Source organism: Phreatobacter sp. (genome assembly GCF_016793595.1).
GTDB lineage: Bacteria > Pseudomonadota > Alphaproteobacteria > Rhizobiales > Phreatobacteraceae > Phreatobacter.
The window spans coordinates 45856-58978 of record NZ_JAEULY010000009.1; the positions used below are offsets into that span (position 1 = coordinate 45856).

The window sequence follows — 13123 nt, forward strand, 5'->3', positions numbered from 1 at the left end:
AACGAAGCGGGGAGCCGAGAAAAACGGCGCGGCAAAGAAAAACGGCGCGACCGAGCCGCGCCGTTCAGAAACCCGGAGGTGGAGCGATCAGCGCTGCGGCGGAGCCAGCGGAGCGGCGCCCGGGATCGGCGTCATGCCCGGCAGCGGCGTGGCGCCCGGAGCACCCGGGGCGCCCTGCTGGCGCTGCTGCTGCTCCTGCAGACGACGCTGGGCTTCCTCGCCGCGGCGCTGGAGTTCGGCCTGCAGGCGGCGCTGGCTTTCCTCATAGGCCTTCGGATCGACCGGCTGGCCGTCGTAGGAGGCAGCGAAGCCCTGCAGCGACATGCCGAGCGAGATCGCGCGGTTGTTCATGTTGACGACCTGGATGCTGAGGTTGTTCGACCGCTTCATACGGGTCAGGAAGTCCGGCTGCATCTCCATCTGCGCGAAGCAGGCGTTGGGGAGGCAGACCTCGTAGCGCATGGCCTGCGGCTGGGCGGCGCCCTGGCCGCCTTCCAGCACCACGCGGATGCCCGGCTGCAGCGACATGCCGACCGGCACAGCGATGATCAGGCGCGGACGCTCGCCCTCCAGCTCGCGGATCTGGACGGAGGCGAGCATCTGGCCGTTCTCGGCGCGCGTTTCCTGCACGACCATGCAGAGCTTCTTGGTCGTCGGCGGGGTGCGCTCGTCGGTGGGCACGTTGTCGCACAGCTTCACCCAGGGGGTCTGGATCGCAGCCATGTTGTCGTTCGTCGTCGGAGCCGCCGGCGTAGCAGCGGGGGCGGCCGGGGCCGGCTGTGCCGGACGCTGCGCCGGACGCTGCTGCTGGGCCTGGGCAAAAGCCACGGCAGGAACCAGGAACAGCGCGGCGCCGAGGCCGAGACGGACCGCGACTTTGGCGGATGCGAGCATGTACAGGCCCTTTCGATCGTGTCCGGCGCACGCTGTCGGCGGCGGGTCGGACGGGCAGGATTCGGATCGGACGCGCTCTTTCGCCGTGGAACGTGGCGACATGGTGGCGCGGCCGGAGCGTGCGCTGAATAGCCTCTCGCCGACCGGTTGAAAAGCCGGAATCGCTCCGCTTCGTGCTAGCATCCGCAGCATGGCGCGCCGCATCATGCCCCTGTTTCGCATTCTCCTCGTCGCACTGGGCGCCCTCGGGCAAGGCGCTGGTGCGGCCAAGGCGTCCGGCTGGCCGCGTGCCGAGATGCGCCCGGCCATCGCCATGCACGGGGATCCGGCCTCCGTTCCCGATCTCGCGCACCGCCGGTACGTCAATCCGGACGCGCCGAAAGGCGGTCGTCTGGTGCTCGGTGCTTCCGGCACGTTCGACACGCTCAATCCCTTCGTCGTTCGCGGCCTGCCCGTGCCGGGCGCACGGCAGTACCTGCACGAGACGCTGCTGACGCGCGGTCACGACGAACCGTTCACGCTCTACCCCCAGGTCGCCCGCGGGCTGGAGGTCCCCGACGACCGCTCCTGGGTCATCTTCCATATCGATCCCCGCGCCCGCTTCTCGGATGGCAAGCCGGTGACGGCCCACGACGTGAAGTTCTCCCATGACCTCCTGCGCACGCGCGGACGCCCGAACCACCGGACCTATTACGGCAAGGTCACAGGCGTGGATTTGATCGACGATCTGACGATCCGCTTCGATCTCGCCGGCGCCAACGATCGCGAACTGCCGATGATCCTCGGGCTCATGCCGATCCTGCCACGCCATGCAATCGATCCCGAGACCTTCGAGGAGACGACGCTGACCCCGCTCCTCGGCTCCGGGCCCTATGTCGTCGGCGAGATGCGGGCCGGCGAGAGCATCACGCTCAGGCGCAACCCCGACTGGTGGGGCCGCGACCTGCCGATCAATCGCGGACTTTTCAACGTCGACGAGATCCGTTTCGACTTCTACCGCGACAGCAACACGCTGTTCGAGGCGTTCAAGAAGGGGCTGGTCGACAGCCGCGTGGAAAGCGATCCCGGCCAATGGGCGACCGGCTACGACTTCCCCGCCATGCGCGAGGGGCGCATCACCCGCGAGACGATCCGGCAGGGCACACCGAAGGGCATTCGCGGCTTTGCCATGAATACCCGCCGCGCGATCTTCGCCGACGCGCGGGTTCGCGAGGCAATCGGACTGCTGTTCGATTTCGAATGGACCGACCGCAACCTCTATTCCGGCGGGTTCGAGCGAACACAGTCGCTGTTCGAGGGATCGGACCTCTCCGCGCGCGGACGCCCGGCGGATGAGGGCGAGCGCGCGCTCCTGGCCCGCGTCGAAGCCAATGTCCGCGAAGACATCCTCGGCGGCAGCTACAGCGTGCCGGCTTCGGACGGCACGGGAGCCGACCGGAGCCGCCTGCGCGAGGCGATCCGCCTGTTCGAGGCGGCCGGCTGGGTGCTCAAGGCCGGCGTCCTGCGCAACCGCGCGACCGACCAGCCCTTCGCCTTCGAGATGCTCGTCGCGACGCGCGAGCAGGAGCGGCTGGCGCTGACCTTCCAACGCTTTCTGCGTCGGGCCGGCATCGCCGCGACAGTCCGCAATGTCGATGCGGTCCAGTACGATCGCCGCTTGCGTGAATACGACTTCGACATGGTCGACTATCGCTGGTGGAACACGTCGCTGTCGCCGGGCAACGAACAGGCTTTCTACTGGGGGAGTGCCGCCGGCCGACAGCCGGGCAGCCGCAACCTGCCAGGCATTGCCGACCCTGCCGTGGACCGGCTGGTCGAGGCGATCGTCGAGGCGAAGACGCGCGACGATCTGGTCGCCGCAGCGCGTGCGCTCGACCGCACGATCACGTCTGGTTTCTACATGGTTCCGCTGTTCCACCAGCCGACGCAGTGGATAGCCCGCTGGAACCACGTCGGCATGCCTGCCGAATCATCGGTTTTCGGCTATCTCACCGAGACGTGGTGGCGTCGCGACGCCTCTGGGGCTGCGCAGCGGTGATTCTCAAGCGGACCAACAAGGACAAGTCGATGGCCGTCGCCGGGCGCGCCACGATCGACGGGCTGTTGCGCCGCGCCGCCGCGATCCGGCCGCACAACCCGGCCCTGCGCGACGCGCCCAACCGCCCGCTGATCATCGGCGGTCCGGTCATCAACCTGAGCTGGGGCGAACTCGACGGCATTGTCGATGCCGCCGCCGGCAGGTTGCGCGCGCTGGGCCTGCCGATCGACAGCGTGGTCGCGACCCAGTTCGCGCTGTCATCCGAGGCCGTGATCGCGCTGCTGGCCATCGCGCGGGCGGGACTGATCGCCGCGCCCGTTCCGCTCGGATGGGGCCGGCGCGAGACCGTCCAGCACCTTCAGCGGCTCGGCGTGCGGGCGATCCTCACGACCGGTCGCGCCGGACCGGTGGAGTGCGCGGACCTGATGCGCCACGCGGCCGCCGAGTGCTTCTCGGTGCGCGCCGTGCTTTCGATCGGCGGCCCGGCGCTGGACGGCGTCATGGCGCTGGACGACGTCCTCGACGCGGCCAGCGAAGCCGAGCATTTCGAAGTCGAGCGCGCCGATAATCCCGCGGACCATGTCGTCCTTGTCACCGCCGACGCGACGGCCGCGGGCCATGTCGCCGTGCCGCGCAGCCACAATGAACTGATTGCTGGCGGCCTCGCCCCCTTCGTCTCCGGCGCACCGGACGAGGGTTCGGTGATCGCGGCGACGCTTGCGCCCGACACTTTCGCCGGCCTTGCGCTGCAGGTCGTGCCCTGGCTGATGAGCGGCGGCCAGTTCGTCGCCCACCCCCCGCTGGCGCTGCGCGCGCTGATCGACGACGTTGCCGAGAGTGCGACTAGTCACCTTGTCCTTCCCGCTGCCGCGGCGGAGAGCCTCGAGCGTGCCGACCCGGAGGCTCTCGGATCGCTGCGCCATGTCACGCTGCTCGCCCGCCGCGGGCAGGAAGCTGCGGCCGCGCCGGGGGCCGGCGGCGACTTCGCCCGCGACGCCTTTCTGGCTGTCGGCGAGGCGGGCCTCATCAGGATCGCCGGACCGGACGGCGCGGTTCCGCTCGGCGCCGAGCATGACGGCCAGTCCGCAACGCTGATCGAGACGCGGATCAGCGCGGAAGGCGCCCTGATGATGCGCGGCGCCATGGTGCCGTTGAACGCGTTTCCCCCCGGGGCCGAACACGGGCGGCCGCCCTATTGGTTCACCGACGCCGACGGCTTCCGCGACACCGGCGTTCCCGCGACCGCCGGCCCGACGCCGAAGACCATGCTGCTCGCCGGAGATGCGGCGGGTGTCGTGGCCGTTGGTGGACGACGGTTTGCCGAGAGCGACCTGCATGCCGCCTATGCCGAGGCCGGCGGTGAGATCGCGCCGGTCGTGCGGGCAGACCCGCTGCTGGGCCAGCGGGTGGCGGGCGTCATCGGCGACGGGCGCGCTGTCGTCGGCCTGTCGCAGCGCCTTGCCGAAACTGGCGTAACGCCCCTCGGCGTGCCCGGCGGAGCCCGCCAGAGCGGCCCCCTGCCCTTCGAGGACACACGGCCAAAGGACACCTCACCGGGACGTGATGCGCTGGCCGACACGCAGGCCGTTCTGGAGCAGCTCCTGAGCGTGGCGAAAGCGGCGGCCCGGCGATAGGATAGGTTTTCCGCGCAGGAGACCGTCATGGCAAGCACCGCTCTCACCGTCGATGTCGTATCTGATGTCGTCTGCCCCTGGTGCTTCATCGGCAAGCGGCGGCTGGAGAAAGCCATCGCCCTCGTTCCCGACGTGGCGGTGGATGTCCACTGGCGGCCCTATCAGCTTGCGCCCGAACTGCCGCCCGAAGGCGAGCCCCGCCGCGCCTATATGATCGCCAAGTTCGGCTCGGCCGAGCGCATCGAACAGATCCACCAGCGGCTGACCGGGATCGGTGCCGAGGAAGACATCGCTTTCGACTTCGACAGGATAGCGGTTGCGCCGAACACCATGAACGCGCACCGCCTCGTGCTCTGGTCGCGTGCGGGCGGCCAGCAAGGCGCCGTCGTCGAGGCCCTGTTCCGCGCTTTCTTCGTCGAGGGGCGCAATCTCTCCGACAACGCCGTTCTGATCGAGATCGGCGCGGCCAACGGCCTCGATCCGGCACTGCTGACCGAGCTTTTCGGCTCGGATTCCGATATCGAGCGGACCCGCCGCGAAATCGCCTCCGCGCAGCGCATCGGCGTGACCGGCGTGCCGTTCTTCATCGTCGCCGGCAAGTACGGCATAGCCGGAGCCGAGGCGCCCGAGACGATCGCCGGAGCGATCCGGCAAGCCGCTGCGGAGGCCGGAGAGCCAGCGGCTGCGTCCTGACGTTCAGGCGCGCATTCGGCGGCGTTGCCGCAGCGGCGGCAACAGGCTAATCCCGCTTCATGGCTTCAGGAACACGCCTCACCCATCTCGATGCCCAAGGGCAGGCCAATATGGTCGATGTCTCGGCGAAGCCCGCGACCGAACGTGTCGCGGTCGCCGAGGGCCGCGTCGTCATGAAGCCCGAGACGCTTGCCATCGTGCAGGCCGGCGAAGCGAAGAAGGGCGACGTGCTCGGTACAGCGCGCATCGCCGGCATCATGGCGGCGAAGCGCGCCCACGAACTCATCCCGCTCTGCCATCCGTTGCTGATCAGCAAAGTGTCCGTCGAGATCGATCCGGACGAGGCCCTGCCGGGCGTTACCGTCCGGGCAACAGTCAAGGTCACCGGCCAGACAGGGGTGGAGATGGAGGCGCTGACCGCCGTCTCGGTCGCGTGCCTGACCGTCTATGACATGGTGAAGGCCGTGGACCGCGGCATGCGGATCGAGGCCATTCGCGTGATGGAGAAGGCCGGCGGCGCTTCCGGCAGCTACAGGGCGGAGTGACATGGCGGGGTTGACGCCGGTTGCAGACGCGCTCGCCAAGGTGCTGGAGGGCGCTGGCCCGCTGCCCGAGGAATGGGTTTCGATCGGCGATGCCGATGGCCGCGTTCTGTCGCGCGCGCTCGTCTCGCGCCGCACGCAACCACCGTCCGACATGTCGTCCATGGATGGTTACGCGGTGCGCGCCGCCGATCTGCCCGCGACGCTGCCCGTCGCCGGAGAGGCCGCAGCCGGTCGGCCCTTTGCCGGCTCGATGACCGGCGGCACAGCCATCCGGATTTTCACGGGCGCCGGAATCCCCGACGGAGCCGATGCTGTCGTGATCCAGGAGGACGTGTCCCGCTCAGGCGGCATGGTGACGTTTCGCGACAGGCCGGCGCCCGGCCAGTTCATTCGTCGCAAGGGCCTCGATTTCACCGAGGGCGCGCCGGCCCTCGCTGCCGGCATGCGGTTGGAGCCACGCCGCCTCGCACTCGCGGCGGCCATGAATCATGCCGCCGTGCCGGTGCATCGCCGTCCCCGCGTCGCGATTCTGTCGACCGGCGACGAACTGGTGGAACCGGGCACCGAGCCGGGACCTGGTCAGATCGTCTCCTCCAACGCCCTGGCGCTCGCCGCCATTGTCCGGCGCGAAGGGGGAGAGGCGACCCTGCTCGGCATCGTACCCGACCGACTGGACGCAACGCTGGCAGCGGTCCGGCATTCCCGTGCCGAGGGGCACGACATCCTCGTGACATCGGGCGGCGCCTCGGTCGGGGAGCACGACCTGATGCGCCAGGTGATCGCGGAGGAAGGCGCCGAGCCGTCCTTCTGGAAGATCGCGATGCGGCCGGGCAAACCGCTGATGATGGCCAATCTCTCGGGGTTGCGGCTGCTCGGCCTGCCCGGCAATCCGGTGGCCTCCTTCGTCTGCGCGACGCTGTTCCTTGGCCCCCTGTTGCGCCGCCTCGCGGGGCGCAACGACATTCTGCCAATCGAGGAAAGCGCAGCGCTGGGGATTGGTCTCGCCGCGAACGATCACCGGCAGGACTACCTGCGCGCTACATTGACCGACACGAACGGAAAACTGGTCGCGACGCCATTCCCGGTGCAGGATTCGTCGATGATCCGGGTTCTGGCCGAAGCCGAGGCGCTGATCGTGCGCGCGCCCCACGCGAGCGCGGCTCAGGCGGGCGAGCCCTGCCGCATCATTCGTCTCGCGCGCTGATCGCAGACTTCACGAAATTTCAATGCTTGCGGAACACATAAAGAACGGATAGTGACCGTTCATGGTCTGTTCGACGCGAGTCGGGCCTGTCGCGACGAGGGGCGAATCCGATGCTGACACGCAAGCAACACGAACTTCTCCGGTTCATCCAGGAGCGCCTCAAGGAGAGCGGCGTGCCGCCGTCCTTCGACGAGATGAAGGAGGCGCTGGACCTGAAGTCGAAATCCGGCATCCATCGTCTCATCACGGCGCTGGAAGAACGCGGCTTTATCCGCCGCCTGCCCAACCGCGCGCGGGCGCTGGAAGTGATCAAGCAGCCCGAACAGTCGGCGGGCCCGCAGCGTGGCAAGTTCTCGCCAAGCGTCATCGAAGGTTCACTGGGGCGCGCGCGCCCCGCGCCGTCGGACGATGAGACCGTCATGCCGGTCGCCGTGCCGCTGATGGGGCGCATCGCCGCCGGCGTGCCGCGCGAGGCGATCGAGCACCGTACAGCGACGGTTTCGGTGCCGCCGGAAATGCTGACGCGCGGCGAGCATTACGCACTCGAGGTGCGCGGCGATTCGATGATCGAAGCCGGCATCCTTGAGGGCGATCTTGCCCTCATCCGCCGGGGCGAGGCAGCCGAGACCGGCGACATCATCGTCGCGCTGATCGACGACGAGGAGGCGACGCTGAAGCGCCTGCGCAAGCGTGGCACGTCGATCGCCCTCGAAGCGGCGAACCCTGCCTATGAAACGCGGGTTCTCGGTCCGGACCGCGTGCGTATCCAGGGCAAGCTCATCGGCCTCATCCGCCGCTACTGATCGGTGTCGGCCGGCGGCTCTGCCTCGTCATCGGTTGCCGGTTGAGCCGGCTGTGACGATTGGCTCCCTGCCGCTGGTTGCAGCAGTGATACGGGCGCCCCGGCTGGCCGTGGTCGGAACCATGGACGCGTGCCGGATGCGGCACGCGCGGTTTCGACCCGGTAGCCGTCGCCCTCCCGAAACAGGCGGACCGCTCCGGTCCAGGCCAGGGCACGCGTGTCGATGATGAGCGCCCGGCAGTTGGCTGGCAGGGCGAAGCGCGTGACGACGATGCGCGCCTCGCGGCAGTCATCCGCGACCGCTTCAGGTTGTCGCGGAACCGCGATCCGACCACCCTCAGGCAGCGGCATGGCGCAGCCAAGCGCGTCGCAGCGCACGCCGGCCATCAGCGAATTGTCGGAGGCGATCCGCGCGTCACCGTCGGATGACAGCCAGCGCTGCACCGTGAAGCGATTGCCGCGCGGCGAGACGACGCGCATGCGCCCGTCGGCGCCGCGGGCCGCCACGGTGAAGCCCTCGGCGTCGATCATGATCGACGGCCTTGCGGCGCCCGGAACCAGCGCCATGCCGAACGCGAACAGCGGCACGCCGAACCAGCGCAGCGGCGTCGACAGGGCTGCCATCAGGATGAACCCGGCCGACATCAGCCCAAGCGCCGACGGTCCGAACGAAGGCACGACGGTTTTGCCTCCAGGCCAGGATGCGACCCATTCCGCGATCTTGATGAACAGCTCGACGCCCAGACCCGCCAGCGCCCAGACCGGTCGATCCCAGCCGAACGGCCAGAGCAGCAGCGCGAGAATCTCCAGCGGCATGACGAAGAATTCGATGATCGGCGCGCCGAGGAGGTTGCCGGGCACGCCGTAGAACTGGATCGCATTGAAGTGGTAGGCCGAATAGGGCGTCGTCGCGAGCGAGGCGACGAAGGAACTCATGGCGAGGCCCGCGACGCCGTTCGTCACGAGCAGCAGCGCGCGACCGGCGCTGACGCCGCCGTCCGCATGGCGCTCGGCCCAGGGTCGCAGCATCGTGTAGCCCGAGACCAGTGCCAGCGTCGCCGCGAAAGACATCTGGAAGCTCGGTCCGAGCAGGCTTTCCGGCAGCAGGATGAGCACCGCGAGGGCCGCGAGCGCCAGCGTCCGGAGCGTCAACGCGCCGCGATCGAGCATCACGCCGATCAGCACGACGGCGATCATCAGCCAGGAACGCTGCGTCGCGACTTCGGCGCCCGAGATGACGAGATAGGCCGTGGAGGCCAGAAGCGCCGCGAAGGCCGCCCACGCCTTGACGCGCCGCCTGAGAGCAAGTGCCGGCACCAGCGCCAATCCGCCGCGCACCACCGCGAAGATCAGCGCGGCGACAAGCGCCATGTGAAATCCCGAGATCGACAGGATGTGGTAGAGGCCGGCCGCGCGCATCGCCTCGTTGAGGCCCTCGGGTATGCCGTCCCGCTTGCCGCTGACCAGCGCATCGGCGATGGCGCCGGCATGGCCGGGGATCGCGGCTCGAATCCGCTCGCTGATCGCCGAGCGTAGCCGATCCAGCGTGGCGCGCATCCTGACACCCAGTGGAGCGTCGCCGGCTTCGGCCGGCGTGACGCGTCCAACGGCGAATCCGGTTGCACCCACTCCGGCGAAATAGGCATCGCGGCCGAAGTCGAAGAGGCCCGGCGCTGCCGGATCGGCGGGCGGTCGAAGGCGCCCCGAGAAGACAACGGCCTGCCCGACTTTCGCGCCGGTCGCGGTTCGGCTGGTGACCCGAATGCGCGACGGCAGCTGCGCCAGAGCCGGTTCCGCCGAAATCGGGGCCAGCGTCAGCCGGTCGCCGTTCTCGCGCCTTTCAACCACCTCGACCCATGCAGTGATCCGCACGAAAGCGGTTTCGGTGCCGAGCACCGTATGGGCCAGCCATTGCGTGCGCAGGGCGGCGACGCCAAATCCGGCGGCCATCGCCGCAAGGCCGACAACACCGAGGAACGCCCAGTGATACTCCCGAAGGCGCATCGCCAGCAGCCCGAGACCGATCGCGGCGAGAGCTGGCGCCCACAGCGTCGGCTCGTCAGGCGCGCCGAAATAGATGAGGATTCCAATGCCGAAGGCCACGGGCAGGAACAGGAAGGCCCTGCCGCGCTCCACCTCCAGAGCCAGCCAGCCGGCAAGCCGTTCGCGTGCCTCGGCGTAGGCAAGGCCGGCGCGCCCGGTCGCCGCCGGCCGCCCGGCCGTTCCCAGCACTGCCGCGATGGCCCTCGCCCGCCCCCGCAACCGACGCTCCCCAAGCCGCGCGCGCCGTGCTACAGGCACGCGCTTTCCGGCTCCCAGCCTAAGGTCTGCCGGCCCCTCCTGTCGTCTTCGGAAGAATCATGACGGTCGTCACCCGTTTCGCCCCCTCCCCGACGGGCTTCCTGCATATCGGCGGCGCGCGCACCGCCCTGTTCAACTGGCTGTATGCGAAGAAGACCGGCGGCCAGATGCTGCTGCGCATCGAGGATACCGACCGCCAGCGCTCGACCACCGAGGCGATCGGCGCGATCATCGATGGCCTTACCTGGCTCGGTCTCGAATGGGATGGGCAGACGATCTACCAGTTCGCCCGCGCCGAACGACATGCCGAGGTTGCCCGCCAGCTCCTCGCCGAGGGCAAGGCGTACTATTGCTACGCAACGCCCGAGGAGCTGGAGGAGATGCGCGCGCTCGCCATGAAGGAGGGCCGTCCGCCGCGTTATGACGGCCGCTGGCGCGACCGCGACCCGTCCGAAGCGCCCGCGGGCGTCAAGCCGGTGATCCGCCTGAAGGCGCGGCAGGATGGCGAGACGGTGGTCAATGACGAGGTCCAGGGCCGCGTGGTGATCCCGAACAAGGATCTCGACGACCTCATCCTGCTGCGCTCGGACGGAACGCCGACCTATATGCATGCCGTTGTCGTCGACGACCACGACATGGGTATTACCCACATCATCCGTGGCGTCGATCATCTCACCAATGCGGCGCGCCAGACCCAGATCTACGAGGCGCTGGGCTGGTCGGTGCCGTCCATGTCGCATATCCCGCTGATCCACGGACCGGACGGCGCCAAGCTCTCCAAGCGCCACGGCGCGCTCGGCGTCGAGCAGTACCGGGCTCTGGGCTACCTCCCGGAGGCGCTGCGCAACTATCTCGTCCGCCTCGGCTGGAGCCAGGGCGACAAGGAGTTCTTCTCCACCGACGAGATGATCGCGGCCTTCGACCTCTCTGGCGTCGGCCGATCGCCGGCGCGCTTCGACTTCGTCAAGCTGGAAGCCGTCAACGGCCACTATATCCGCCATGCCGACGATGCCCGACTTGTCGCGGCGATCGACGACGTCCTGCCGCATATCGAAAACGGGCCGGCCATTCAGGCCGCGCTGACGCCGGAGGTGCGCGCGCAGCTTCTGAAGGCCATGCCGGGACTGAAGGAACGGGCCAAGACCGTTCTGGAGCTGATCGACGGCGCGCGCTTCCTTCTCGAGGCGCGCCCGCTGCCAGTCGACGACAAGGCGAAAGCGCTGCTGACCGAGGAAGCACGCGGCCATCTCGGCGCGCTCCATGTCCGCCTTTCCGCCATGCCCGAATGGAGCGCAACGGCAGCCGACGCGGCCGTGCGTGCCGAGGCGGAGGCACGTGGCGCCAAGCTCGGCGCACTGGCCCAGCCGCTGCGCGCCGCCCTCACCGGTCGTACAACGTCCCCCGGCATTTTCGACGTGCTGGACGTGCTCGGCCGAGAGGAAAGCCTTGCGCGCATTGCCGACCAGGCTCGCCTCTGACGCGATTGGCGCCACCAGGAGGGCGATAGACAAGCCCTCCTTCCGTGGCAGGTCACGCAGTCGCCGCCCGCCGCAACTTGCCGCGTTGCGAAAAAGCGTCTATCCGATCCATGGGGCGCGTCAGGTCACGGTTGAGACCATGATTGGACACGACTAGATTATTTCGCGAATTCAAGGGGTTGCCCATGGCCGCAAGTTCAAAGTCCGCGACGCTGACCTATGGTGACAAGACCGTGCAGCTGCCGGTCTCGGACGGCACCGTCGGACCGTCGACGGTCGACATCGGCAAGCTCTACGCCCAGACCGGCATGTTCACCTACGATCCGGGCTTCACCTCGACTGCAAGCTGCGAAAGCCAGATCACCTATATCGATGGCGACGAGGGCGTCCTGCTCTATCGCGGCTACCCGATCGAGCAGCTCGCCGAGCATGGCGACTTCCTCGAAACCTGCTACCTGCTGCTCTACGGGGAACTGCCCACGGCAGCCCAGAAGGCCGATTTCGACTACCGCGTCACGCGCCATACCATGGTCCACGACCAGATGACGCGGTTCTTCCAGGGCTTCCGCCGCGACGCCCACCCGATGGCCGTCATGGTCGCCGCGGTCGGCGCTCTGTCGGCCTTCTACCACGACTCCATCGACATCGCCGACCCGCACCAGCGGATGGTGTCGTCGATCCGTCTCGTCGCGAAACTGCCGACGCTGTCGGCCATGGCCTATAAGTACTCCATTGGCCAGCCGTTCATGTATCCGCAGAACGATCTCGACTACTCGTCGAACTTCCTGCGCATGTGCTTCGCCGTGCCGGCCGAGGACTACAAGGCGAACCCCGTCCTCGCCCGCGCCATGGACCGCATCTTCATCCTGCATGCGGACCACGAGCAGAACGCCTCGACCTCGACGGTGCGTCTCGCCGGTTCCTCCGGCGCCAACCCCTTCGCCTGCATCGCGGCCGGTATCGCCTGCCTCTGGGGCCCGGCCCATGGCGGCGCCAACGAAGCCGCGCTGAAGATGCTCGGCGAGATCGGGCATGTCGAGAACATCCCGAAATTCGTCGCCAAGGCGAAGGACAAGAACGATCCGTTCCGCCTGATGGGCTTCGGCCACCGGGTCTACAAGAACTACGACCCGCGCGCCAAGATCATGCAGAAGACCTGCCACGAGGTGCTCGGCGAGCTCGGCATCAAGGACGATCCGCTGCTGGACGTGGCCATCGAGCTGGAGCGCATCGCGCTGTCGGACGACTATTTCATCGAAAAGAAGCTCTACCCGAACATCGACTTCTACTCGGGCATCACGCTGAAGGCGATGGGCTTCCCGACCGCCATGTTCACCGTTCTGTTCGCGCTCGCGCGCACGGTCGGCTGGATCGCGCAGTGGAAGGAAATGATCGAGGATCCGCAGCAGAAGATCGGCCGTCCGCGCCAGCTCTACACGGGCGAGACGCGCCGCGACTATATGCCGATCTCGCGCCGGAAGTGATCCGCAATCGATGACTTGACCGACGGGGCGCTTCGGCGCCCCGTTCGCGT

General features: G+C 68.3%; 10 protein-coding genes. 8 read left to right on the forward strand and 2 right to left on the reverse strand.

All coding sequences use genetic code 11. The features are described from left to right. Window positions 1–87: 87 nt before the first annotated feature. Window positions 88–894, reverse strand: a complete 807-nt coding sequence (locus JNK84_RS11175) for an invasion associated locus B family protein (RefSeq protein WP_293424049.1) — start codon at window positions 892–894, stop codon at window positions 88–90. 190 nt (window positions 895–1084) lie between these two features. Here JNK84_RS11175 and JNK84_RS11180 point away from each other — a divergent pair, with 190 nt between their 5' ends. The 6 genes from JNK84_RS11180 to lexA all read left to right on the forward strand — a co-directional run bounded on the left by JNK84_RS11180 (window position 1085) and on the right by lexA (window position 7811). Next, window positions 1085–2932 carry an extracellular solute-binding protein gene (locus JNK84_RS11180; RefSeq protein WP_293424051.1) on the forward strand — a complete coding sequence of 616 codons (1848 nt, stop codon included), beginning with the start codon at window positions 1085–1087 and terminating at the stop codon, window positions 2930–2932. Next, window positions 2896–4566, forward strand: a complete 1671-nt coding sequence (locus JNK84_RS11185) for an AMP-binding protein (RefSeq protein WP_293424053.1) — start codon at window positions 2896–2898, stop codon at window positions 4564–4566. Before JNK84_RS11180 ends, JNK84_RS11185 begins: the two co-directional genes overlap by 37 nt. A gap of 27 nt (window positions 4567–4593) precedes the next feature. Further along, window positions 4594–5259, forward strand: a complete 666-nt coding sequence (locus tag JNK84_RS11190) for a DsbA family oxidoreductase (protein WP_293424055.1) — start codon at window positions 4594–4596, stop codon at window positions 5257–5259. A 59-nt stretch (window positions 5260–5318) separates the two neighbouring features. After that, window positions 5319–5804, forward strand: a complete 486-nt coding sequence (gene moaC, locus JNK84_RS11195; protein WP_293424057.1) for a cyclic pyranopterin monophosphate synthase MoaC — start codon at window positions 5319–5321, stop codon at window positions 5802–5804. A 1-nt stretch (window position 5805) separates the two neighbouring features. Then, entirely contained in the window at window positions 5806–7008 is a 1203-nt protein-coding gene (locus tag JNK84_RS11200; RefSeq protein WP_293424059.1) for a molybdopterin molybdotransferase MoeA, read from the forward strand. A gap of 110 nt (window positions 7009–7118) precedes the next feature. Next, entirely contained in the window at window positions 7119–7811 is a 693-nt protein-coding gene (lexA, locus tag JNK84_RS11205) for a transcriptional repressor LexA (RefSeq protein ID WP_293424061.1), read from the forward strand. On the opposite strand, the gene JNK84_RS11210 is transcribed toward lexA, so the two are convergent. Then, window positions 7805–10072 (reverse strand): ComEC/Rec2 family competence protein, encoded by a 2268-nt coding sequence (locus JNK84_RS11210; protein ID WP_293424063.1) that lies wholly within the window; start codon window positions 10070–10072, stop codon window positions 7805–7807. The two genes, lexA and JNK84_RS11210, sit on opposite strands and share 7 nt — an antisense overlap. Before the next feature lie 98 nt (window positions 10073–10170). On the opposite strand from JNK84_RS11210, the gene gltX reads away from it, so the two are divergent. Further along, a complete protein-coding gene (gene gltX, locus JNK84_RS11215; RefSeq protein WP_293424065.1) occupies window positions 10171–11589 on the forward strand; it encodes a glutamate--tRNA ligase in 1419 nt (472 codons plus the stop codon). A 185-nt stretch (window positions 11590–11774) separates the two neighbouring features. Beyond that, window positions 11775–13073, forward strand: coding sequence for a citrate synthase (gene gltA / locus JNK84_RS11220; protein WP_293424067.1), 1299 nt, complete (start codon window positions 11775–11777; stop codon window positions 13071–13073). Window positions 13074–13123: the final 50 nt, after the last annotated feature.